Source organism: Dyella jiangningensis (assembly GCF_003264855.1).
GTDB lineage: Bacteria > Pseudomonadota > Gammaproteobacteria > Xanthomonadales > Rhodanobacteraceae > Dyella > Dyella jiangningensis_C.
In genome coordinates this window covers 1,961,177-1,985,148 of sequence record NZ_NFZS01000001.1, presented here as the reverse complement: position 1 = coordinate 1,985,148, position 23,972 = coordinate 1,961,177, and the positions used below count along the sequence as shown (strand labels likewise).

Sequence of the window (23,972 nt, the reverse complement as noted above, 5' to 3'; positions counted from 1 at the left end):
GTTCACCAATGAAGCGCGGCATGCGCGCTCGTCACAGGGAGTACGTGTCATGAGTGGCTGGTACGAACAGGCTTTTCGCCACGTGCTTTATCCCGCCTACGAAAGCGGCCTGCGTCGCAGGGACACGCTGTCGTGGCTGGCGAAGTACGAGGGCGACCAGTGGTTGTCGCCCGGCGCCATCGCGGAGCTGCAGTTCCGCCGGCTGAAGGCGCTGCTGGAACATTGCTACCGCGACGTGCCCTACTACCGCCGTCGCTGGCGCGAACTGGGCATCACGCCGGACGACATCCGGGACCTCGACGACTATGCCCGCCTGCCTACGCTGACCAAGGCCGACATCCGCGAGAACTTCCAGGACCTGCAGGCCTCGTCATGGCGCGGCCGCCTGCTGTTCAAGCGCACCGGCGGCTCGACCGGCGAACCGCTGGAACTGGGCTATACGCGCGAAAGCTACGACCGCCGCATCGCCGTCATGTGGCGCGGCTACGGCTGGGCCGGCTCACGGCCGGGGCGGCGCACGCTCTACCTGTGGGCCGGCAACGTGGGCACCCCGGGGCATGCGCACCAACTGAAGGATCGCCTGTACAACGCGATGTTCGCGCGGCGCGTGCTCAACAGCTTCGAGATGACCGAGTCCAATCTCGCCAGCTATGCCGATGCGATCGACCGTTACCGGCCTGACATCATCGTCGGCTATGTCAGCCCGCTGGCGCAGCTTGCGCAGTGGATGGTGGCGACGGGCCGGCGCGTGCATCGTCCGGAGTCGGTGATCGGCGCGGCGGAAGCGCTGCATCCGTTCCAGCGCGAGGCGATCAGCCAGGCGTTCGGCTGCCCCGTCTACAACACCTACGGTTGCCGCGAGTTCATGCTGATCGCTTCGGAGTGCGATCACCACCATCGGCTGCACGTGAACGCCGACCATCTCGTGGTGGAACTGCTGGGAGAGGATGGCGTGCCTGTCCGCCGCGGCATCGGCGAAGTGGCGATCACGGATCTTTCCAACTACGGCATGCCGTTCGTGCGCTACGTCAACGGCGACCTGGCCAGCACCTCCTCGGAACACAGCTGCCCTTGCGGCCGCGGGCTGCCGCTGCTGGATCGCATCGAAGGCCGCGTGCTCGACGCGATCCGCACGCCGGACGGACGCATCCTGCCGGGCGAATTCTTCCCGCACATGCTCAAGGACGTGCGCGGCCTTTCGCGTTTCCAGCTGGTGCAGCGGCAACTCGACCGCCTGGAACTGTCCATCGTGCGCAGCGAGGGCTTCGACGACGAATCGCTGGCCTACATCCATCGCGAGACCACGAAAGTACTCGGCCACCAGGTGACGCTGGACTGCCGCTTCGTCGATGACATCCCCCTCACCCGAAGCGGCAAGCGCCGCGTCACGCTGTCGGAACTGGCTTGATGAACATCACCCACGTGGTCGAGAACCTCAACCGGGGCGGCATGGAACGCATGGTCCTCGACCTGGTGAAGCTGCAGCAGCGCCAGGGGCATCGCTGCCAGGTGGTGTGCCTGTTCGAGGCGGGTGTGCTGGCGCATGAACTCGATGCCGTCGGCATCCCCGTGGTGGCCTGCCACAAGGGGCCTGGCCTTGACCTGCGCGCCCTGGCCCGCGCGCGCCGCGCGATCGACCGGCACGATACCGACATCCTGCATACCCACAACGCCGTGGCGCACTACCAGACCGTGCTCGCCGCCTGCGGGCTGGACCTGCTGCGCGTGCTCAACACCCGCCATGGCATGGGTGCGGGATCGCGCACCGGCCGCAAGGAATGGCTGTATCGCCGCGCGCTGACGCGCACCGACATGGTGGTCACCGTGTGCGAGGCGGCAAAGCGCAGCGGCGTGGAGAAAGGCATGCTGCCGCCATCGATCACCCGCGTGGTGCCCAACGGCATCGCGGTGGATCGTTTCTCGCCCGCCTCGATGGACATGCGCGAACGCCTGCTCGCGCTGCTCGGCTTGCCCGAACACGCCATGCTGGTCGGCAACGTCGGTCGGCTCAACTGGACCAAGGACCAGGCCGGGCTCATCCGCGCCTTCCGCCAGGTGCATGCGCAACATCCGGAGGCGGCACTGGTAGTGATCGGCGACGGCGAACTGCGCGAGGACCTGGAGCACTGCGCGCGCTACGAAGGCGTGCGTGACGCCGTGCATTTCCTGGGCGACCGCAGCGATGTGCGCGAACTGCTGCGCGGGCTGGACCTGTTCGTGCTTTCCTCGGTGAGCGAGGGCTATTCCATGGCGCTGCTGGAAGCCTGCGCCGTGGCGCTTCCCATCATCGCCACCGACGTCGGCGGCAACAGCGAGATCGTCCGCAGCGGGCACACCGGCCTGCTGGTTGCCGCCGGCAACCCCGATGCACTGGCCGACGGCATGCTCGCGCTGCTGCACGATCCGCAGCGCGCCAGCGCCTATGGCCGCGCCGCGCGGCACTGGGTCGAGAACCATGGCTCGCTGGAAGCCATGGCACGTCGTTACCAATGCCTCTACCAGGACACGGAGCAACACGCATGCGCTTGAAGCTGCTGGTGCTGACCAACCTGTTTCCCTCGCCATGGGATCCACTGCGCAGTCCGTTCAATCGCCAGCAGTTCGAACGCCTGGCCAAACAGCACGAGGTGGATGTACTCACCGCGGTGGATTTTCGCGAGCGCTTCAGCCGAAAGCCCTCGCCGATGCCGTTCACGAGCCTGCATACCGACCATTTCGTGTTCTTCTATCCACCGATCATCGGCCGCTCGCTGCACGCGTTCTGCTGGCTGGCATCCCTGCTTGCCCAGAAGCTGCGCCGGCTGCGCCAGGGAAACTACGACTGCATGCTGGTGAGCTGGGGTTATCCCGACGCTGCCGCGGCGAGCTGGCTGGCGCGGCGGCTGGGCATTCCCTATGTGGTGAAGGTGCATGGCACCGACCTCAACGTGAAGGCGGAGCAGACGCTGTTGCGCCCGCAGATCCGCTATGCCCTGCAGGGTGCGCAGGCCGTCGTGGCGGTGAGCCAGGCGCTGGCCGACAAGGCCGTGGCGCTGGGCGTGGAGCCCTCGCGCGTGCACGTGATCTACAACGGCGTCGAACCCAATCTGTTTTCGCCCGGCCCACGGCGCGAGGCGCGCGAGCGGCTCAAGCTTTCGCCGCACGAACGCCTGCTGCTGTACGTGGGCAATCTCAAGGACAGCAAGGGCTGCCTCGACCTGCTCGAAACCTTCCCTCATGTGCTGACCACGCATCCGGACACGCGCCTGCTGTTCATCGGCACGGGACCATGCAAGGACGCCCTGCTCCAGCGCGCCGCCGCGCTGGGCTGTGCCGACCGCGTGCGGCTGGTCGGTGCGATCGAGCATTTCGCCCTGGGCGACTGGTTCCGCGCCGCGGACCTGCTGTGCCTGCCGAGCCACAACGAGGGCGTTCCCAACGTGGTGCTGGAAGCGATGGCCTGCGGCACGCCGGTCGTCGCCACGCGCGTGGGCGGCATTCCCGAAGTGTTGCCCAACCACGCCGGCGTGCTGGTGCCCGCGCGTGATCGCATCGCGCTGCGTGGCGCGCTGATCGCGGCGCTGGCCGAATCGTGGGATGCGCAGCGCATTGCCGCCCACGCCAGCCGGTTCCGCTGGGACGAGAACATCCAGCGCCTCGGCGACATCCTCCAATCCGCGGCGATGAGCCGCGCGGACGTGGTCGACTATTCCTCGCCCTGAGCTCGGTGCCTATTTGTCGGACGCGGGCGACACGACGACCGCGGGCGGCATGCTTTCGTCGGCGAACATGAGGTCCATGCCGCGCTTGAGCCCCGCGCGCGGCTCCCAGCCCAGCACGTCGCGCGCCACACGCTGGTCGAAGTTGGCCAGAGGACGCAACGACTGCACGCGATAGCGCGTGAGCGGCACTTGGCGTCCCAGCAGCTTGCCCAGGGTTTCCACGCCCAGCGCCAGGGTCAGCAGCACGCTCTTGGGCCAGCGCATAAGGCGAAGCGTGCTGCCACGCTTGCGCGACACGCGGGCCAGGTATTCGCCTTGCGTGACGATGGCCGGATCGACCACGTGCACGAGACGCCCATCGGCCGCCGGCGCGCAACCGGCCAGCAGCAGCGCGTCGACCACATCGTCGATGTACACCAATGGCAGCGTCTGCGAAGCAGGGCCGACGGCGATCCAGCGACCGCCGATCGCCAGCGTGCCGTTGGGCGTGACGTTTTCCGAGCCTGGTCCCACGATCTGGCCCGGACGGATCACCACCGCCGGCAGGCCATGCTCGATCATCGCGTCGCGCACATGGTTCTCGGCGGTGAGCTTGGTCTGCGTGTAGCTGCCGCGCCGTTCCGGGTACGGCTCCAGCGGGGAGCTCTCGTGGATCTGCACCAGCGGATCGCGGCCGGCGTGATCGAGCACGCTCATCGAGCTGACGTACACCAGGCGATGCGTGCCATGCCTCAGGCAGGCATCGACCACGTTGCGCGTGCCCCAGACGGTGCCCGCCTCGAAGTCGCGCGGACCGCCACCCATCGCCGCTCCCACGTGGTACACCGTGCGCGCCCCCTGCACGGCATGATCCACGATGCGGGGGTCGCCGAGGTCGCCGATCACCACCTGTTCCACCGACGTGGCGAGACGCGGATCGGTGCGCCGTACCAGCACGCGCACGCGTTGTCCGCTGCGCCGCAAGGCCGCCACCAGGGCGCGCCCGAGGAAGCCCGACGCACCTGTCACCAGCGCATCGACCGGTTCCAGCGGCGCATGGCGGCTGGCAAGCTCCTGCTCACGCTCGGCGTCCGCGCGTCGGCACGCTTCTTCCATCCAGGCGATCGGTCGCCGTCCGTCCTCCGCGCTCACCGGCGGCGGCCTGCCTTCGTGCAAGGCCTGCGCGAACGCCTGCGCACCGGCCTGGATGCCAGGCGAAGGCCGCAACATGCCGGTGGCGAACCGGAACACGTTCCACGGTACGCGAAACACGTCGGCGAGCGCACCGAAGAACGCGCCGGCCACGATGCCGATGAACTTGGGCCCCGGCAGCATCCGCCGCACGCGGCACACCTGCAGGAAGCGGTCTACTTCGATCACGCCGCGCGTGCCCTGCACCACCAGGCGGTTCAGCATCGGCCGCACGTTCCACGACAGCATCACGCGGCCGCTGCCATGCGCGCCGTCCGCCGTGGCCTGCCATTCGTCGAACTTGAGCGTGGTGGAGCGACCGCTGGAGCGATGCCGGATGTCCACGTGTTGCAACTCGCCCAGGAATGCCTCCAGCGTATACAGGCCATGCACGCCCAGGTCGCGGAACGGGTAGGAGCCCTGCGCCACCATCGGCGGCAGCGGTCCACCACCGTAGGGCGCGTAGTCGGAGCTGCGCCACACATCCACCGCCACCACGTCGCCGCACGCACCCGACTGCACGAGTTCGCGTGCGCGCATCACCACCGGGTCGAACAGATCGGAATGATCGACCGACAGCACCAGCCCGCGCTCCTGCGCCCGGGCGATCATCGCGTCGCATTCGGCCACGGATTCGGCCATCGGCTTCTCGACGAACACGTGGCAGCCCATGTCCAGCGCACGCAAGGTCAAGGCGCAATGGCTCGACGGCGGCGTCAGCACATACATCGCATGCGGCTTGCGGTCGGCCAGGTCCGCCAGGCTGGCGGTGGCGAGGTCCAGCTTGAAGGCGGCGGCAAGCTTGCGTGCCGCCCCCAGGTCGAGGTCGCAGATGCCGACGATCTCGACGAAATCCAGGCGCTGCAGGGCCTCGATGTGATAGCGCGCCACATAACCGGCACCCACGATGCCGATGCGCAGCTTGCCCCTGACAGGTGCATTCATTCCGATACCCGACGATCAGCCAAAGTCATGTCCGCCGCCGCGATCGACGCGGCGACTTCGCGCAGCACGTCCTCCACGCGACGATCCCAGGTCTGGTCCGCCACGGCGGCCATGCGTGCCGCGGCGCCGTGTTCCGGACCCTCGGCAATGGCCTGCTCCAGGCCCGCCAGGAAATCCTCGTGTCCCTCGGCAATGCGCACGACACCAGCGAAGCGCGCGATCTCCGGGTTGCCCACCGCCACGACCGGTTTGCCGGTGGCGAGGTATTCGCGCAGCTTGAGTGGATTGGCGTTCTCCACCTGGCGGTTGCGCCGGTAGGGAATGATCGCCACGTCGAACGCCCTCGCCCAGGCCGGCAGCGACGCGTAGGGCTGGGCGCCGGCAAACACCACGTTGGGCAACGACGCGAGTTCAGGTGCCCTGATCGCCGCGTAGCCCACCAGCAGAAAGGTCCATTGCGGCCGCACGCGCGCAAGCGACGCGATCAGCTCGATATCGATCCAGGCGTGGATCGAACCGAAGTAGCCCACGACCGGATGCCGCAATCCCCGCGCCGCCGGTGGAATCACCGTGGCCGGGTCCGACGCCTGCGCAAACAACGTCGCGTCCACGCCATGCGGCGAGAAATGCGTGTTGGGATTCAACGCCTGCTTGCCGGCGAGCAAGGCGGGCGGCGCGACGAACACGACGTCCGCCTTGCGCGTCAACGCCAGGTCGCTGGCCGCGATCACGTCGGCATCCACGCCAGGATGCGCCGCATAGTCGTCGATGCAGTAGTAGACGCAGAACGCTTCGCCGAGCCGCTTGGCCAGGAAGCCGGGATGCGGCGTCACGAACCACGAGATGCGCGGGCGCGCGCCCAGCACGCGCATCGCGCGGCGCAACGCCCACTGGCTGAACAGGCGATTGAACAGGCTGACGCCCGGAATCCGCCGGAACGGCAGTTGCGGCACCGTGCAATGCCAGAGGTTGGCATCCACGCGACGCGGTGCGCGCAACGCCTCGGCGAACTTGCGAAAGGCCCGCCGAAGATCGCGCCCGCTCGCATTCGGCGCACGCATGCCCGGCGAATCCACGTACAGCACCGGCATCGTCGCCGCCAACCGCGCGGCCACATGGTGGCTGCTGGTGCGGTTTTCGGCGAACCAGTCATTGCCGAAATAGACCACCCCGTACTTCTCTAGCATGCCCGCTCCCGCGCACGGGGCCGATGCGCAACCACCATGTTCTCGTCCCCTGTCCGGTTGATCACGCAAAAACGGAAGCGTCCGCATGTCGCGGAACGCCTGCCGGCATGCCGGGACGTTTCTCGACCCGCATGTGTCGAAAAGCAGCCTAACGGAACCCCCCGGGTGCGCCCATCCGTCGAATTGCCAAGGCATGCGCGATGGTTCTTCACGAAACGGCTAGCTGCTGCACAAAAGCGGAGGCCTCGCCACCGGCCCATCGGCCGTTCGTCATAGCCTGTCGGTCGCATGCCGGCATTGCCGATGTGCCAATGGATATCGAAGCCACAACAGGAGACAGTGGGCATGTCAGGACGGCCTGCTGCATGCGCCGTCCGTAGACGGATCAGGGGAATACCGGAATGGATCCGTCGCGCCCAGGGCCCAAGCGCGAGCCGTCACCATGAGTTTTCGTCCCAAGAAGATGCGCATGCTGCAATGGTTTCCCGACGCGGTGGTCTCCACCCGTGGGCCACGCACCGGCAAGGCGCTCTATCTCACCTTCGACGATGGACCGAACCCCCAACACACGCCGGCGCTGCTGGAGCTGTTGCGACGCCATGGCGCCAAGGCCACGTTCTTCCTGATCGGACGCGAAGCGGAGCGCCACCCCGAGCTGGTGTGGCGCATCGTCGAGGATGGCCACAGCCTGGGCAATCATTCGTACACGCATCCGCTGTTCCACGCTCTCTCGCACCGTGAGCAATGGCAGGAGGTGCAACGCACCGACAAGGTGCTGCGAGGATTCGATGGCCGGCGTCATCATCGCTTCCGCCCGCCGCGCGGCGCGTTCTCGCCTGCCCTCGCACTGCGATTCGCGCTCAATCGCCGCAATCTCGCGTACTGGTCGTACGACACGCTCGACTACCAGCATCGACAGCCCGAGGAACTGACTGCGAGGCTGCGCGAGCAGCCGCCACGCGACGGTGACGTGATGCTGATGCACGACGACAGCGACTGCTCGCGTCACGTCCTGGAAACCATGCTGCCCGAGTGGAAGCAGCACGGTTTTACCTTTCCTGCATTGCCCGCCTGAACACGCGACGGCCGCCGGGGACCCACCATGATCCAACCCATCGTCATCGCGCTGCTGGTCGTTGCCGCCATGGGCGCGGCACTCGGCCTGGTTGCCTGGCTAGCCATACGCTCGCGCAACATGCAGGTGTGGCTGGGCAGCTACCTGCGCCGCCGCAGGCATCCGCCGGTCAAGGGCCCGATCCACGTGATGTTCTGCTTCGTCGACCACTACGAACCCGCGTGGGGCCGCGTCGATCTCGAAACGCAACGCCGCCGCGTCGATCGCTGGCATCGCGACTATCCCGCCATGGCATCGCAGCATCGCGATGCGGATGGCCGGCCGCCCCAGCACACCTTCTTCTATCCGGAAGAGGAATACCTTCCCGAGCACCTCGACAAGCTCGCCGAGCTTTGCGCAAACGGCTACGGTGAAATCGAGATCCACCTTCACCACGACAACGACACGCCGGACAACTTCCGCGCAACCATCGCGCGTTTCAATGAACTGCTGCACGCCCGCCATGGCGCGCTGTCGCGCGATCCACGCACGGGACAGCTGCGCTTCGGCTTCATCCACGGCAACTGGTCGCTGGACAACTCGCGCGCGGACGGTCGCTGGTGCGGTCTCAACAACGAGCTGATCCTGCTGCGCGAACTGGGTTGCTACGCGGACTTCACCCTGCCCTCCGCGCCGAGCGAAACGCAGACCCGCACGATCAATGCGATCTATTACGCGACCGACGACCCGCATGGCCCCAAGTCCCACGACACCGGCACGCGGGTGAAGGTCGGTGGCGAGGCCAGCGGCGACCTGATGATCGTGCAAGGCCCCCTCGGGCTGGACTGGAAGCGCCGCCGCAAGGGCATCATGCCCCGCATCGAGAATGCCGACGTGCGCCACAGCTGCCCACCGACGCCCGAGCGTGTCGATGCGTGGATCCGCACCGGCATCCATGTCGAAGGGCGTCCGGAGTGGATCTTCGTGAAGATCCACACGCACGGCACCCAGGAACGCGACATGGATACCCTGCTCGGCGCGCCTGCCCATGCCATGCATGCACATCTCGAACGCGCCTACAACGACGGCGAACGCTACGTGCTGCATTACGTCACCGCGCGCGAGACCTACAACATCATCAAGGCGGCGGAAGCCGGCCTGGACGGTAACCCCTCGCGCTATCGCGACTACGAGTTGCCGCCACCGCCCGGCGCGGCCCGGTGGGCATCTCCGGCGATGCCGCATGCGCAGCGGGCCGACGCGCTCGCTGGCGTTCCCGACATGGAGTAGCTGCTATGCATTGGCGTGCGAAAGGCGTGTTGCAGAAGGTGCTCGGCCACGTGCCGGGCGGCGAGCGGGCGCATTACCTGCTGCAGCGCCGCTTCGGCGGCCTGCGCGATTTCAGGCGCGAATTCGACATCAAGATGGACGACTGGCGCCTGATGGCGGGGCACCTGCAGGCCGCCGGTCGTCCCATCGCCGGCGCGCGCCTGTTCGAGATCGGCAGCGGCTGGTATCCCACCTTTCCGTTTGCCTGCTACCTGGGCGGTGCGCGCCAGGTGATCACGGTCGACCTCAACCGCCACATCAAGCCCGAACTGGTACGCGACTGTGCCCAGCACCTGGCGCGGCACGTGGCCTTGATCGCCGAGGCCTGCGGCGTGCCGGAGGACGACGTCCGTCAACGCCAGCAGCAACTGGCGGCACGCCTTCGACAAGGCGACGACGTGGGCATCGCCACCGATGGCGTGGTGCGCTATGAGGCGCCGGCCGATGCGTCGCGTACCGCCCTGCCCGGGCAGCAGGTGGACTGCGTGTTTTCCAACAGCGTGCTCGAGCATGTGCTGCCGGATGTGGTGGATGGCATCTACCGCGAAGCCATGCGCATCCTCGCGCCCGGCGGCATCATGTTCCATTCGGTGAACTGCGGCGACCACTACGCCTACGTCGACCGCCGCATCAACCAGCTCAACTACCTGCAGTATTCCGACCGCCAGTGGCGGCAGTGGGACAACGCGTTCCTCTACCAGAACCGCATGCGCGCCTACGAGTTCGTCGATCGCGCCGTCGAAGCCGGCTTCGACATCGTGCTCAACACCGAATGCCCGCGCGAAAAGCGGCTGGCCGAACTGGCGAACATGAAGGTGCACCCGCAGTTCGCGCACATCCCTGCCGAGCGGCTGTGCGTGACGTCGATCGATTTCATCGGGCGCAAGCGCGCGCAGGCGGCTTCATGAGCCAGGCGCTGGTCAGCGTCGTGATGCCTGCCTACAACGCGCAGGCCTATATCCGCGGCGCCGTGCTTTCGGTGTTGTCGCAAAGCTATGCCTCGTGGGAACTGCTGATCGTCGACGACGCCTCCACGGATGGAACGGCCGCGCTGGTCGACGCGCTCGCCGCCGCGGACGACCGCATCCGCGTCATCCATGCCGAGGTCAACGCCGGCGTGGCCGCCGCGCGCAATACCGCCATGGCGGCGGCGCGGGGTTCCCACATTGCATTCCTCGACAGCGACGACGCGTGGCACTCGTCCAAGCTGGAGTGGCAGATGCGGCACATGGAGGAGACCGGATCACGCGTGTGCTACGCCCCTTACGATCGCGTGGGCGAGGACGGCCGGTTGCTGTCGCACGTGCGGCCGCCCGCCAACGTCAGCTACGAGCAGATGCTCCGCAGCAACCACATCGGCAACCTCACCGGCATCTACGAGCGCAGCCTGGGCGACGCGCCGTTCCGCCGCGTCGGTCACGAGGACTATGTGTTCTGGCTTGAGATGGTGCGGCGCGCCGGCAGCGCCACCTGCGTGCCGAGCGACCACGCACTCGCCTATTACCTCGTGCGGGACGGCTCCGTCTCCGCGGACAAGTGGCGCGCGGCGTGCTGGCAGTGGCGCATCTACCGCGACGTGGCGCGACTGGGCTGGCTGTCCTCGTCACAGCACATGTGCCACTACGCGTGGCAGGCCGTGATGAAGCGCGTGGTGTAACCGGCTCAGGGAGTCGCGCGTGGCAGCGGCCCCTGCAGGTGGCCGAGCACGCGCATCACCACGCGGCCCAGCGGCCCCAGCTTGTCGGTGATCATGCCCATCAGGCGGAAGTCCTCGTCGCTCCAGTAGCGCACCAGGAAACTGGCCGGCACGAACACCGCCACGAAGGTGATGGCACCGGTGACGAAGGCCGCGTGCCCCGGCGTCACATCCGCCACCAGCCACCCGGCGCCCGTGGCCGCCAGGCCGACCACCAGCAGCCGTGCCATCAGCGCGACGGGCAGGCCCGCACTCGCGACGCGACGGATATAGAAAATGCAGATCAGCAGTTCCGCCAGGCGCGTGCCGGCATAGCAAAGCACCGCACCCAGCAGGCCGAAGCGGGGTATGAGCGAGAAACCGAGCAGCACGTTGATCACCAGCGCGCTGGTGGAGATGCGCAGGCGATCGCCCTGGCGGTCGGTCACCACCTGGAAGGCGGCGATGCTGTTGGTGATCAGCAGCAGGCCGGCGAGCACCAGCGTGACCTCGATGGCGGGGATGGCGTCGACGTAACGATTGCCATACATCAACGTGACCAGGCCCGGCGTGGTGACAAAGCCGAGACCGGCGATCATGAGGCCCGTGGCCCAGTAGAAACGCGTGGCTTCCGACAGCACGCGCGTGGCCTGCGACTGGCCGCTCTGGCCGAACGCACGCGCCATGTAGGGCAGCAGCGTGGTGGTCAGCCCCACCGAAAACAGCTCCACCGCGCCGCGCGTGAGCGTACCGGCGATGGCGAAGAAGCCGACCGCTGTCGAGTTGGCGTATGTGTTGAGCAGGAACACCTCCACCGTGTTGGTCTTCAGGCCGATGATCAGGATGAGCACCGCGGTGAGGCGCAGGTGCCGCGACAGCCGGCCGGCCATTTCCTGCGGGATGTCGCCCGGTACGTACGGCAGGCAGTAGCGGCGATAGGCGATGCGGTTGATCAAGCCCAGCGTCAGGCAGGAGATGGCGAAGATCGCGACGAAGGCGAGCAGCCCGAGATGGAACCACGAAGCCACCGCCACCAGCGCCAGCGTGATCACGCCCGAGAGCACGGTCGCGATCGACACCGGTTCGAAATGTTCCTGGCCCTTGGAAATCGCCACCAGCAAGCCATAGTTCGCCTTCGCCACCACCGCGACGCACACGAGCGCGGTGATCGGCACGGTGAGACCCTTCCATTCGGATGGCTGGATGATGGCGACACCCACGACGAACAGTGCGATGACGATGGCCGAACTCAGCGACTGGTAGCGCATCAGGCGCGCCGAGAGATGCGACGCCACCCCGGGCGTTTCTGCGCCGTACGCTTCGGCGATGAACTTGGTGGACGACGTGGTCAGCGCATGGTTGCTGCAGGTCATCAACCAGCCGCACAGCCATACGGTAAAGGCATAGCGGCCGAAATCCGCCGGCCCGAGGGTGCGTGCGATCCAGACGCTGATCAGCAGGCCCAGGCCGTATTCCACATAAGTGGAGGCCGACACCAAGGCCATGCTGCGAAGTGCTGCCAAACGACGACTCATGTGCGACCGCCCCTGATCATCCCGTTATCCTCTCGCGCCTTCGCTTTCATGGCATGGCATGCCCGGCCATCGATGACGTCGCGCCACTGCCCGCCGGCTGCTGCAGGAACCACATCGCCACGCCGGCGCCCCGGTTGTTCCAGTTGAAACGACGCGTCGTGCCGCTCACCTCGGCGCACTCGGTGCTGTAGGACGACTTCAGCGCATCGAGCCGCTGTTTCAGCGCCTCGCTTTGCGCAGGGTCCGTTTCGAAGTAGTAGGCCGCGGCCACCGGCATCACCAATTCCACGTTGTGTGCATCGCTGTACCAGCCGTCCGAGTCTTCGATGTCGGCGAGCCTGGCGAAGCTGGCCCGTGAGGAAGACCAGTACCAGGCGATCTGGCCTTGCGGACCCGAGCAGGGATTGCGCCAGTCGCGGCCGGACTTGATCGCCTTCACGTCGATCCATCCGTAGCGCTCCATGTAACGGCCGAAGGCGATGATCATGGTGGGGATGCGCGGATCGCCGGTGACCAGCCAGGTGTGCCACAGGCCGTCGATGATGTTCTCGCTCATCCAGGGAGACGAACCGCGCACGTCCTTCTCGGGCTGCCAGGAATCGTCCTCGTGCAGGTTCCAGCTGTTGCGCCACGAACCGTCGTCGCCGAGCTTGTCCGGGTTCGCGCGCTGGTGGTCATACAGCCAGTCCACGCGTTCGCGCGTGTAGCGCAGATAACGCAGGTCGCCGGTCAGCTCGTACGCGTTGACGGTAGCGAGCAGGCCAAGACCCGCCAGGCGTTCGGTGAAACGTTCGCCCGGGCTCGTATAGGGGCCGGGCGTGCCCGACCAGCCGCCGTGCTGCCACAGCGTCACCATCTTGTCGACGAGGGCCGCATCGTATTCGCTGTCGTCGCCTGTCAACGCCAGCGCAAGCAGGCTGGGCTCGATGTAGACGTACTTCACGTCGCACGGCTCCTTGCCGTACGTCCACCCGCCCGCGCAGAAGGGGCTGATGGGCAGCCCTTCGCGCTTCATGTAGCGCATGTAGAAGTGATAGCTCTGGTCGGCCGCCTGCAGGTAATCGAAGCGACCGGTGCGCACATAGGCCTTGAACAGCGTGGACGGCCGGTCGAACAACCAGGCGGTGTGGTCGTCCGCCGGCAGTTTGCGCGCCCAGTCGAACTGGGTCGACACGTAGCGTGCATAGGCTTCGTCCTGCGAGGCAGGCACCTGAGGCCCCGCAATGAGCGACTCACACAACCACGACGGTTCCAGCGTGGCGAGCGCCGCAGCGACCTTGACGCCCTGCGCATCGGCAACCCGCTCGTCCACGTATGGCCATCCATCGGCCTCGCGCGTGCGCGGCTTGCCCACGGCGAAATAATAGGTGGCCTCGTTGTCCTGCAACGGCGCGTGGAACTGCGCGCGTACCGCGCGGATGCTGTGGTCCCTGGCATACCAGCGCAAGGTCGCCTGCACATGCGACGGCACTTCTTCCCCCTTGGCGTCGAGGATGCGCACGAGGCCGGCGTCGCGCAGCATGCCAGGCGGGAACGGAATGCCCACCGAGACACGCACCTCCACGCCATTGCCCACGTTGCGGTGGACGACGATGCGCTGCTCCGGCGTGGTGTCGGCGGGCGCAGATGGCGCGGCATGCTTCGCCGGTTTTGCTGCGGCTGTCGCCGCGTGCGGGCGATGCGGCAGGGCCATGGCATGGGTGGCCAGGCACAGCAAGGCAAGCAGCACCAGCAGGCTTCGGCACGGGCGACGCCACCGGCCCGGGACGAACCCGGCAGCAAACGCGCGTGGCCGTGCCTTGCCCATCACGCCACCGACGAAAGCGGCATGCGCTTGTTCACGAGCTTGCGTTCCCACACCAGTGCCGTGCGCACGATGAAATCGAGGTCGTCGTACTGGGGTTGCCAGTCGAGCACCTGCTTGAGCCGGTCACTGCATGCAATCAGCTTCGCCAGGTCGCCCTCGCGGCGCGGAAGCTCGACGATGTTCAGCGGCTGCCCGCCGACACGCGCCACCGAATCCAATACTTCGCGCACGCTGTAACCATGGCCGTAGCCGCAGTTGAGCGTGAGCGACGAACCGCCCGAACGCAGGTGGTCCAGCGCGCGCAGGTGCGCCGCAGCCAGGTCGTCGACATGGATGTAATCGCGGATGCCGGTGCCGTCGGGCGTGTCGTAGTCGGTGCCGTAGATGGCCAGGGAATCGCGCTTGCCGACGGCGTGCTCGCAGGCCGCCTTGATCAGCAAGGTCGCGGTAGGCGCGGAGTGCCCGATACGGCCCTTGGGATCGCAACCCGCCACGTTGAAGTAGCGCAGGATCACGTGCCGCATGCGACCGGTCGCGCAATAGTCGGTAAGCATGGTCTCCGACATCAGCTTGGAGGTGCCGTACGGGTTGACCGGATGCGTGGGCGTGTTCTCATCCGCCACGCCCTGCTCGGTCAGGCCATAGACCGCGGCGGTGGAAGAGAAGATGAATTTGTCCACGCCCGCCTCGGCGCAGGCAGCCAGGAGGTTGCGCGTGTTGCAGGTGTTGTTGCCGTAATACTTGAGCGGATCGCTGACCGACTCCGGCACCACGGTATGCGCGGCGAAGTGCATCACCGCATCGATGCCGCAGCCGCGCAGCACCGACGACACCAGGCTCGTGTCGCCGACATTGCCCACTACCAGCTCGGCATCCTGCACGGCTTCGCGAAAGCCCGTGCTGAGGTTGTCGATCACCACCACCGACTCGCCGCGTGCCACCAACTGCTGCACGACATGACTCCCTATGTAACCGGCGCCGCCGGTGACGAGTACCTTGCGCATAAGCACTACCCTGGTCGAGTGGCGGGAAAGTGGCGCGTCATCCATTGCGCGACATGGTCGAGCAGTCGCTGGCGGTCGCCACTGAGTACGTAGGTGTGATCGGTTTCCTGGAAATAGCTGACGCTGACGCCGGCGTGGTCGGCCAGGCGGCCGAAGCATTCGCGGAACTGGCGGACGTGGTTGAAGTAGCGGGAGACGCCACCGCTGTAGACGAAGTCGAGCTTGAGCCCTCGCCCGAGCATGTCGGCGAGCTGGCTGCCCACGACCTTGCCCGGCAAGGGTTCGACGACGAAGGCGGGCTCTGGTGGTCGTGGGCCGGATGCCGCGCGCTTGCGCGTAAGCCACTGCTTCCACACCGACGCTTTCACCAGGCGCGGCAGGTAATGACGCAACCGCTGGCCCAGCGTGCGATGGCCATAGCCATCGAGGAAGAACGCGCCCACCACGCGCGGGTCGGCATGCGCTACCGAGTGGGCATTCTGCGCGCCCGAGCAAAGACCAAAGAGCACGAACCGCCGGCAACCTGTCTGCTGGTGCAGCAGATCCATCGCTTCGCCGACATCCGCCACCACCTGTTCGGGCCGCGCGAGCAGCTTTCCACCGGCGCCGCTGTCGCCGATGGTCGACTGGTCGAAGCGCAGCGTCGGGTAGCCCAATGCATTGAGCCGCCGTGCCAGGTCCACATGAAGGCGGAACGGGCCGATGCGATAGACCATGCCCGCGTTGAGCAGGATCACGCCCACGCCATGGTCGATCACCGGCGGCAGGCCCATGATGCCGACGAGGTGGCGAGCGCTGCCGAAGCGGAAGGCCTGCTCGTGCATCACGCCATCTCCTGCACGCGCCGTTTCACGGCGTCGATCAACGGATGCGACAGGATCGCCATTTCCAGGCGATCGATGTCGTTCCAGTGCGGCGTGACCTCGATCGATTCGACGGATCTCCCCTGCCATGTCGCCTGCCGGCCGCCCTCGTCGGATTCCAGGGACAGCAGCCAGGCGATCCGCGATCCGGGCGCCGGTAGGCCCACGCGCCCGAGCTGCTCGCGCAGGCGCTCGGTGGTTTCAAAGCCCTGCCATTGCATACGGACGTCCAGATCCGGACGAGCCTGGTCGAAACGGTTGAGATCGACTTTCAGCGCGTCCTGCATGCGGTCGAGTTCACGGATCAACGCCGCGCCATCGACGATGGCATCCCAGGCGATCACGCCGGCAAGCACGGCTTCCGTTGCGAGCAGGGCGGCGTTGGCGCCCAGGCGCGCGCCGAATGCCAGCAGCCGCTGCGCACCGCTGCGCGCACGCAGTTCGGTGGCCGCCGTCGCGACGTCCGCGACGCAGCGCGTCCAGTCGACCTCGCGGCTGCCGCCGGCGGAATCGCCCGTGCCGTAGTAGTCGAAGCGAAGCACCGGAAACCCGCTCTCCGCCAGGCCATTGGCGAGCTGCCGGTACAGGCGATGGCAGCGGATCTGTTCCGCGCCCAGCGGCGGACACAGCAGCACTGCCGTGCCGCCCAGGGCAGGCGCGGGATGATAGAAGCCGAACAGCTCCCTTCCCGGGCCGAAATAGAACGGCAGGTCGGCTTCGATCCGCGCTTTCATCGGTGGTACACCACGGACAGCATGTATTCGTTCTCGTGGTAACTCTGGCCGGCCACCGTGCTGTTGCGCAGCTGCCGCGTATAGGACACGCGCCAGCTCCACTTGTCGGTGAGCTGATGGCTCAATGCGGCGCCGAAGCGATAGTCCTTATCGGTGCGGTCGATGCTGTGGTATTCGGTATGGTCGACATTGAGGAACGTCGACAGCAGCAGCGTCGGCCTCAGCTTGTAGTCCAGGCTGAAGGCGCCGTTGCGCTCGGTCTGGTTGAAGGTCGGGTCGTTGAGATAGGACAGCTTGCGATAGAGCGGCGCGACGGTGAGCGTGATCCGGTCGGTGTGGTAGCTGTAGGTCGCCTGCACGCTCTGGTCCAGGTAGACCTGTGCGTCGACCACCATCGATCCGGTGTTGATGCCGCGCGTCGGGTCGTTGATCAGGTCCAGCGGGTTGGCCGGCACGTTGGTCATGCTGTCCACGATCTTCTGGCCGGGCTGCAGCAGCATGTCCTGCGCGGCATCCGAATACTCGTAGACGCCCATCACGCTGAAGCTGTTGTCGATATTCGGCCGCCAGCCCAGCGTCACGCGCGCCATGGGCTTGGATGCACTCGGCGCGTTGTTGAAGTCGATGTAGGTCCAGCCCAGCAACGCATCCACGTCGAAGTCGCGCAGCGTGCGCACGTAGTGGCCGTACAGCGAGTTGCGCGTGTAGTCCGGCCCGCCGGTGTTGTTCCTGAAATCCACCCGCTGCGATTCCGCATTCAGCGATACCTGCGTGGTCGGGCTCACGTCGCGAATCACACGGAACGCGCCCAGCCCGCGGGACGAATCGAAGTCGTCGACCTTGGAGGCGTAGCTGTTGAAGTACTTCACCTCCGCCTGGCCGCGCGTTGCTTCGTTGAAGGTGAAGTGCAGCACCGGTCCCAGCGCCAGTACATTGGTCTGCTGCTGGTTGTTCGGCGCGTTGCTTGCCAGCGTATCCACCGGCTGGATGCCCGCGTCGTCTTCGATGGTGAAATCCAGGCGCTGCGGCATGATCGACCAGTTGGCCTGACCGGTGAGCGTCGTGCGCGTCTGGCTGTCGTACTGGCTGTTGGTGTAGTCGAGGTACTCCAGCGTGCCCACCACGTTGGCCTGGAAGCTGGAACCCAGCTCCTGGTACGCGAAGTTCACCCCGGGGGTGATGATGTTCGTGCTGGCCGGGTTGCTGGTGGTCAGCGCGATGTTGTCGCTGTGTTCGATGCTGCCGAACAAGGCGTAACCGAACGTCCCCGCAAAGGACATGCCGGGCATCGCGACGAATGCGAGCATGGTGGCGCGGGCGAGCTTGTTGAAAGCCGGCATGTACCGTCCTCTGACCCTGGTCCCCAATGACGCCGGGCCGTGGCCCGACGCGCCTTCCCTACTCGCCTACTGCACCTGGTTGAACACCACTCCTGCCAGCTTGCTCGGCTCGAAATGCGTGAGAGCCTGGTTGATCGCCCCTGGCGTGTCCTTGCCATACCCCGCGACCACCACCACGAAATCGGCGAGGTCGGCGAGAATCCGCGCGTCCGGCGCACCCTTGATGGCGGGACCGTCGAGGAACAGATAGCGATCCGCATAACGCGAGCGCAGCGAATCGATCACCGTGCGCATGCGGAACGAGGTGAAGTACTCGCTCCCGCTTTCGCGCGCGCTGCCGGCAGGAATCAGCCGCAGGTGGGGCACGCCGGTGTGATAGAGGATCGACTCCACGCCGATCGCCGGATGATCCATCAGGTCGGTCAGGCCACCGCGCGTTGCCTCGATGCCCATCGCCTTGTGCTGGCTCGGATAGCGCACGTTGCAATCGATCAGCAGGCTCGTCTTCGCCTCGTCGAAGGCGAACGCCGCCGCGAGATTGCGCGCCACGAAGCTGCCGCCCGAGCGCGGGCTCACCGCCACCACCAGGGTCACGAAATTCTGCTGGCCAGCCATCGCGAGCAGGCGCGTGCGGATCTCGCGGAAGGCGTCCGCCTGCGGGCGCACGGATTCCTCGCGGTGGATCATCCGCCGCTGTTCCAGCTGCACTGGCGCCAGCGAACCGCCATGCTCATGCATGCGGGCAATGGACTGGCTCGACGACTTGCGCATTTCCAGGCTGTGCGCCGCCGCCTCGAGCACTTCACTGATGCCCGGCATCTTGTCGTCTTCGATATTCATGGTCATCCCTTCAGCCGTAGCCAGACGGCAACCAGATAGACGACCGCCACGCCAAGCACGATCAGCGTCACGATCATGTTCCGCACGTGGTCGCGCCGGCGATCCCTGGGCGTCGGATAGAACGGGATCGTTGCCAGCACCGGCACGCCGATGGCGTGCTCGACCTGCCAGGCCGAACGCACCCTCGGGTCGAACCACACCAGCGCGATCAGCAGCCCCAGCGGAATGGCGATGGACAAGGCGATGCCGGCCAGGCCGAAGTGCATGAAGCGCAAGCCGGAGGGCGTGAGCGGCATCACGGCGGGATTCTGGATCAGGAAGTTGAGTCCACGCTGCTCGGCGTCGAGGTTCATCGACACGCGGGCGTTCTCGCGACGCTTCAGCAGATCCTGGTAGACATCGCGGTTGACGTTGTAGTCGCGCGTCAGTTCGGCCGTGACGTTTTCCGAATTGGCGATGCGCGTGCTCCGCTGCAATTCCGACTGAAGCATGGACTCGCTGGCGCTCATGCGAGCCGCGGCCGCCGCCGTGGCGGCACGCGTGGTAGCCAGCTGCGTCTTGATCTGCTGGTACGCCGGGTTGAACGTCACGCTGCTTTCCAGCGCGGTCGGCGTGCCGGCCATCTGCGCGGCATGCTGGTGCTGCTCGGCCGCGGCAAGCTGGCGCTTGAGGTCATCCATCTGGTGGCGGATCCGCACCACATCGGGATACGAGTCGGTGTAGGTCAGCAACAGCTTGCTCAGCTGCGCCTGCAGCTCGCCCAGCTGCGCACGCAACGCACCGTCGGCGGTCTGCACCGTGTTCACTTCGGATTCGCCGTTGAGCTGCGCGGCCAGCGAGGCCTCCTGCGAGCGACGCTCCATCAGGTCCATCCGCGAGGATTCGATCTGCGTACGCAACTGGCTGATGCGCGCGGCCGTATCGGCTTCGCTGCCGGGACGCGCATCGGTATTCGCGTCGCGATAGACCTTCAGCTTGTCCTCGGCGTCGGTGAGCTTCTTGCGATAGGCCTCGACCTGGCTGTTGATGAATTCGTAGGCTTCGCGGCTCTCGCGCTGCTTGGACGACAGGCTCTCGCTGATGAAGAGCTGGGCGAACGCGCGCGTTACCTCGTAGGTGCGACGCGCATTGTTGTCGTTGTAGGTGATGGTGATCAGGTTGTCGCGGGCGATCTGCACCAGCGTGCGCGACTTGATGCCTTCGATGATGCGGTCCTGCTCCACCGGCGAAGGACGCGTCGCCATCCAGCCGCCCACTTCAAGAATCCTCGTCATCACCTTGTGACTGAAGATGACATCGCGCGCCATGTTCGCCCGGTTCTTGTTACCCGTCGGCGCGGCCGCACCTTCCATCAACGGCGTGATGATGGTGCTTTCCTGCGCAAGGATGGTCGTCGAAGCGACGTACTTGCGTGGCCAGGCCATACCCACGGCCAGGGCGATCAAGGCGATCAGCGCGAAACCCACGCCAAGCGCCAGGCGGCGGCGACGCGCCTCGTTCAACAATGACGGCACGAGGCTCGTCATGGGCCTGAGTTCTCCACTCATGGCTGCACCTCCCTATTTCCTTCCCCTGGCGCGGCGTCAGAACGCTCGCATCGGCACCGTGACCACATCCCCCGGCTGCACCGGATAATTGGTGGCGAGGTCGCCTTGCTGCAGCACCTTGTCCAGGCGTATGGCGTACGGCGTCGTCACTCCATTGGAGCCTTCGCGGAACAGCTCGGTGCGATCGGGCGCGGCGAACTCGGTCGTTCCGCCCGCCGCCAGCACGGCATCGAGCACCGTCATGCCCTGGCGGTAAGGCAGCGAAACCGGGGTGCGCACGGCACCCGTCACGCGCACGCGCGAGAGATATTCATGGCTGCGCAGCGCGGTGAGGATCACCGCCACCTGCGGGTCGCGCACATAGGACTGCAGCTTGTCCTTGATCTCGGCCGACACTTCCTCGGGCGTCTTGCCACCGGCCATCACGTCGCCGATCAGCGGCACCGTGATCTTGCCGTCCGGCCGTACCGGAACGCTGACACTGAGATCGGGGTTCTGCCACACCGTGATCTGCAGCTGGTCATCGACACCGATCCGGTAGGTTCCCACCGCCTGCGCCTGAGGATCGATCTTGGGCGCTTCAGTGGAACCGCGTCCGGTCGCACAGGCGGCCAACATGGCGGCGGTACACAGCACGAGCAACAAGCGTAGACATTTCATGGCGGGGCCCCCTGCGCATACAAAATGTGAACTGCGTCACTTGCGAGTATATCCACGCCCCAGGAAAACTTGACAAAGCCATTCGTTCTATGCCTTGACGCACATGGATTACCGCAAAAACACGTCGCGCATTTCGATGCACCAACCATGGAACCGTCGGCGATACTGGAAGACGACATCCATGACCTCCGTCGCCGTGAATCCATCCGCCACAAGGCAGCACCGGGTTTAGGCCGTTTGGCCGATGAAATCACCCAGAGGCAGACACAGGCAGGCTCGACGAAGCCCGGACATCCCGCTTCCGGTTGATCCGGCATCATCATTGGACGCGCAGGTCGACGCGCAGCAGGACTCCGCATGCCCAAAGCACCCACCATCACCGCTTACGATCCAAGCCCGCTCAAGGACCGCACGGTCCTCATCACCGGCGGCGCGCAAGGCATTGGCCGCGGCATCGCGCAAGCCGTACTCGGTGCGGGCGGTCGCGTCTGCATCGGTGACCTCGATGCGGAAGCCGGCAAGGCGTGCCTCGATGAATGGCAGGTGGGTGCACGCGCGCATTTCATGCGGCTCGATGTCGCGCGCGAGGCCAGCGTCCGACGCTGGATCGACACCGCGCGAAAACGCTTCGGCCGCATCGATGGCCTCGTCAACAACGCGGGCATCGCCGATCCACACGCCGCGCATTTGACGGATCTATCGCTGGCCGACTGGAACCGCTACATCGCCACAAACCTCACCGGCGCGTTCCTCTGCAGCAAGCACGCCCTGCCCGAGCTGCAGAAACATCGCGGCGCCATCGTGAACATCGCCTCCACCCGCGCCCTGCAATCGGAACCCGACACCGAAGCCTATGCCGCCAGCAAGGGCGGACTGGTCGCCTTCACGCATGCATTGGCGGTCAGCGCGGGACCGGACGTCCGCGTCAACGCCATCCTCCCCGGCTGGATCGCCACCGATGCCTGGCGCAAACCCGATCAACGCGCCGCGCCCAGGCTCAGCCGTCGCGACCATGCGCAGCATCCTGCCGGCCGCGTCGGCACGCCGGAGGACATCGGCGCCCTGGCCGTCTATCTGCTGTCTTCCGCATCCGGCTTCGTCACCGGTCAACAGTTCGTGGTGGATGGCGGGATGACCATCAAGATGCAGTACGCCTGATCGCATCGCCGGCGGCCGCGCGGCCACGGCGATCGCCACGTGATGCGTTTCTTTGCATTTTCCATGACGTGGCTTGCACGACCGTCGTGGCCCCATGACTCGACCGTCGGGGGTCCAGGCAGGCCATGGCACGACATGCACGAAACACCGGCGATCCGGTCGCCGCCGCCAAGCAGGAAGCCCGATCCGCCGGGCTGGTCTACGTCACCGACGAACTACCCGGACTGCACCGGCAACGCGCAGGCAAAGGTTTCAGCTATCGGGATGAACACGATCGTCGCGTGACGGAACCGGCCACCCTGGAGCGCATTCGCAGCCTGGCGATTCCCCCGGCGTATACCCGGGTATGGATCTGCAGCAATCCGCACGGGCATCTGCAGGCCACCGGGCGCGATGCCAAAGGGCGTAAGCAATACCGCTACCACCCTCGCTGGCGACAACTGCGCGACGCCGGAAAGTTCGATCGCATGCAGGCCTTCGGCCAGGCGTTGCCACGCATCCGCCGGCAGGTCACGCGCGATCTCAAGCGCAAGGAACTGTCACCGCCACGCATACTCGCCGCCATCGTGCGCCTGCTCGACACCACCCTGCTGCGCATCGGCAACGAAGACTATGCGAAAGACAACGGCAGCTACGGCCTCAGCACGTTGCGCAATCGCCACGTGAAAGTCTCGCGCCAAAACGTGAGGCTGCGCTTTCGCGGCAAGAGCGGCATCGAGCGCGAAGCAGCCATACACGACCCCGTGGTTGCCCGACTGGTGGATCGCTTGCAGGAGCTTCCGGGGCAGCGCGTATTCCAGTACCTGGACGAAGACGGTGTCGCCCATCCCGTCGATTCCGGCATGGTCAACGATTATCTGCGCGAGATCAGCGGCGCCGACTTCAGCGCCAAGGACTTCCGCACGTGGGGCGCCACCGTTCTCGCCACGACCGCACTCGGCTGCATCGAACTCGCCGAAGCATCCACGCAACGCGCCCACCGTGCGCAGATGAAGGCCAGCATCGAAGCCGTGGCCAGGCAGCTCGGACATACGCCCACGGTCTGCCGCCAGTCCTACATCCATCCTGCGATTTTCGCAGCCTGCGAATCGGGAACCCTGCAACGCGCCACCACCCAGCTCACCCGCCGCAACCGTGCCTCGCTCGAGAAGCTCACCTTGCGAGTACTGAAGGCACATGCGGCGGATGCCAGGCGAAACACAGGACAACGTTCGCGGAAGAGAAAAGCGGGCGCGGACTGATACGTCGGAGTAGCGGCCAATGGGTTCGATCCGCCATGTCCGCGTTCACAGCCGAAGGCTCGCATCACCCACTCTGCGACCACGACCTGCACCATCGCGTCTGAATCATTCGAACCGAACCGATTCGCAGAACGAGGTTTGCGGAACGCGAAAGCAACACGCCGCCATCTACTCATGCGCAA

At 66.1% G+C, this 23,972-nt stretch carries 20 protein-coding genes; 9 read left to right on the top strand and 11 right to left on the bottom strand.

Features of this window, described 5'->3' with window-relative positions:
- Nucleotides 1–49: 49 nt before the first annotated feature.
- From CA260_RS08920 to CA260_RS08910, 3 genes are read left to right on the top strand one after another with little or no spacing between them, the layout of a single operon-like run.
- Nucleotides 50–1,408, top strand: coding sequence for a phenylacetate--CoA ligase family protein (locus CA260_RS08920; protein ID WP_111982358.1), 1,359 nt, complete (start codon nucleotides 50–52; stop codon nucleotides 1,406–1,408).
- Nucleotides 1,408–2,529 carry a glycosyltransferase gene (locus tag CA260_RS08915; protein WP_111982357.1) on the top strand — a complete coding sequence of 374 codons (1,122 nt, stop codon included), beginning with the start codon at nucleotides 1,408–1,410 and terminating at the stop codon, nucleotides 2,527–2,529. Before CA260_RS08920 ends, CA260_RS08915 begins: the two co-directional genes overlap by 1 nt.
- Entirely contained in the window at nucleotides 2,520–3,701 is a 1,182-nt protein-coding gene (locus tag CA260_RS08910) for a glycosyltransferase family 4 protein (RefSeq protein ID WP_111982356.1), read from the top strand. Before CA260_RS08915 ends, CA260_RS08910 begins: the two co-directional genes overlap by 10 nt.
- A gap of 9 nt (nucleotides 3,702–3,710) precedes the next feature.
- Here the strand turns inward: CA260_RS08910 and CA260_RS08905 are convergent, their stop codons facing one another.
- Nucleotides 3,711–5,816, bottom strand: coding sequence for an NAD-dependent epimerase/dehydratase family protein (locus CA260_RS08905; RefSeq protein WP_111982355.1), 2,106 nt, complete (start codon nucleotides 5,814–5,816; stop codon nucleotides 3,711–3,713).
- The gene (locus CA260_RS08900) at nucleotides 5,813–7,003 is read right to left on the bottom strand and encodes a glycosyltransferase (RefSeq protein WP_172461761.1); all 1,191 of its coding nucleotides are present in this window, start codon (nucleotides 7,001–7,003) and stop codon (nucleotides 5,813–5,815) included. Before CA260_RS08900 ends, CA260_RS08905 begins: the two co-directional genes overlap by 4 nt.
- Nucleotides 7,004–7,445: 442 nt before the next feature.
- On the opposite strand from CA260_RS08900, the gene CA260_RS08895 reads away from it, so the two are divergent.
- From CA260_RS08895 to CA260_RS08880, 4 genes are read left to right on the top strand one after another with little or no spacing between them, the layout of a single operon-like run.
- Nucleotides 7,446–8,078, top strand: a complete 633-nt coding sequence (locus tag CA260_RS08895) for a polysaccharide deacetylase family protein (protein WP_111982353.1) — start codon at nucleotides 7,446–7,448, stop codon at nucleotides 8,076–8,078.
- A gap of 27 nt (nucleotides 8,079–8,105) precedes the next feature.
- Nucleotides 8,106–9,347: a hypothetical protein gene (locus CA260_RS08890; RefSeq protein ID WP_238149657.1), complete on the top strand. Its 1,242-nt coding sequence runs from the start codon at nucleotides 8,106–8,108 to the stop codon at nucleotides 9,345–9,347.
- Between the two features lie 5 nt (nucleotides 9,348–9,352).
- A complete protein-coding gene (locus tag CA260_RS08885; protein WP_111982352.1) occupies nucleotides 9,353–10,294 on the top strand; it encodes a methyltransferase domain-containing protein in 942 nt (313 codons plus the stop codon).
- Complete coding sequence (locus tag CA260_RS08880) at nucleotides 10,291–11,043, top strand: glycosyltransferase family 2 protein (RefSeq protein ID WP_172461760.1); 753 nt, start codon at nucleotides 10,291–10,293, stop codon at nucleotides 11,041–11,043. Before CA260_RS08885 ends, CA260_RS08880 begins: the two co-directional genes overlap by 4 nt.
- Before the next feature lie 5 nt (nucleotides 11,044–11,048).
- Here CA260_RS08880 and CA260_RS08875 read toward each other — a convergent pair whose 3' ends face one another.
- The 9 genes from CA260_RS08875 to CA260_RS08835 all read right to left on the bottom strand — a co-directional run bounded on the left by CA260_RS08875 (nucleotide 11,049) and on the right by CA260_RS08835 (nucleotide 21,391).
- On the bottom strand, nucleotides 11,049–12,596 hold the full coding sequence (locus CA260_RS08875) for an oligosaccharide flippase family protein (protein WP_111982350.1): 1,548 nt from the start codon (nucleotides 12,594–12,596) through the stop codon (nucleotides 11,049–11,051).
- Nucleotides 12,597–12,642: 46 nt separating this feature from the next.
- The gene (locus tag CA260_RS08870; RefSeq protein WP_238149656.1) at nucleotides 12,643–14,454 is read right to left on the bottom strand and encodes a hypothetical protein; all 1,812 of its coding nucleotides are present in this window, start codon (nucleotides 14,452–14,454) and stop codon (nucleotides 12,643–12,645) included.
- Entirely contained in the window at nucleotides 14,403–15,407 is a 1,005-nt protein-coding gene (gene galE, locus CA260_RS08865) for a UDP-glucose 4-epimerase GalE (protein ID WP_238149655.1), read from the bottom strand. The genes CA260_RS08870 and galE overlap by 52 nt, the downstream gene beginning before the upstream one ends.
- 5 nt (nucleotides 15,408–15,412) lie before the next feature.
- Nucleotides 15,413–16,231, bottom strand: a complete 819-nt coding sequence (locus CA260_RS08860; RefSeq protein WP_111982349.1) for an alpha/beta hydrolase — start codon at nucleotides 16,229–16,231, stop codon at nucleotides 15,413–15,415.
- On the bottom strand, nucleotides 16,231–17,004 hold the full coding sequence (locus CA260_RS08855) for a serine aminopeptidase domain-containing protein (protein WP_111982348.1): 774 nt from the start codon (nucleotides 17,002–17,004) through the stop codon (nucleotides 16,231–16,233). The genes CA260_RS08860 and CA260_RS08855 overlap by 1 nt, the downstream gene beginning before the upstream one ends.
- Entirely contained in the window at nucleotides 17,001–18,344 is a 1,344-nt protein-coding gene (locus CA260_RS08850; RefSeq protein WP_111982347.1) for an outer membrane beta-barrel protein, read from the bottom strand. Before CA260_RS08850 ends, CA260_RS08855 begins: the two co-directional genes overlap by 4 nt.
- Before the next feature lie 66 nt (nucleotides 18,345–18,410).
- Complete coding sequence (locus CA260_RS08845; protein WP_238149654.1) at nucleotides 18,411–19,184, bottom strand: polysaccharide biosynthesis protein; 774 nt, start codon at nucleotides 19,182–19,184, stop codon at nucleotides 18,411–18,413.
- A gap of 2 nt (nucleotides 19,185–19,186) precedes the next feature.
- Nucleotides 19,187–20,710, bottom strand: a complete 1,524-nt coding sequence (locus CA260_RS08840) for an XrtA system polysaccharide chain length determinant (protein WP_111982345.1) — start codon at nucleotides 20,708–20,710, stop codon at nucleotides 19,187–19,189.
- A gap of 57 nt (nucleotides 20,711–20,767) precedes the next feature.
- On the bottom strand, nucleotides 20,768–21,391 hold the full coding sequence (locus CA260_RS08835; protein WP_111982344.1) for an XrtA/PEP-CTERM system exopolysaccharide export protein: 624 nt from the start codon (nucleotides 21,389–21,391) through the stop codon (nucleotides 20,768–20,770).
- Between the two features lie 357 nt (nucleotides 21,392–21,748).
- Here CA260_RS08835 and CA260_RS08830 point away from each other — a divergent pair, with 357 nt between their 5' ends.
- On the top strand, nucleotides 21,749–22,549 hold the full coding sequence (locus tag CA260_RS08830; protein ID WP_111982343.1) for an SDR family oxidoreductase: 801 nt from the start codon (nucleotides 21,749–21,751) through the stop codon (nucleotides 22,547–22,549).
- Nucleotides 22,550–22,674: 125 nt separating this feature from the next.
- Nucleotides 22,675–23,790, top strand: coding sequence for a DNA topoisomerase IB (locus tag CA260_RS08825; RefSeq protein ID WP_111982342.1), 1,116 nt, complete (start codon nucleotides 22,675–22,677; stop codon nucleotides 23,788–23,790).
- Nucleotides 23,791–23,972: the final 182 nt, after the last annotated feature.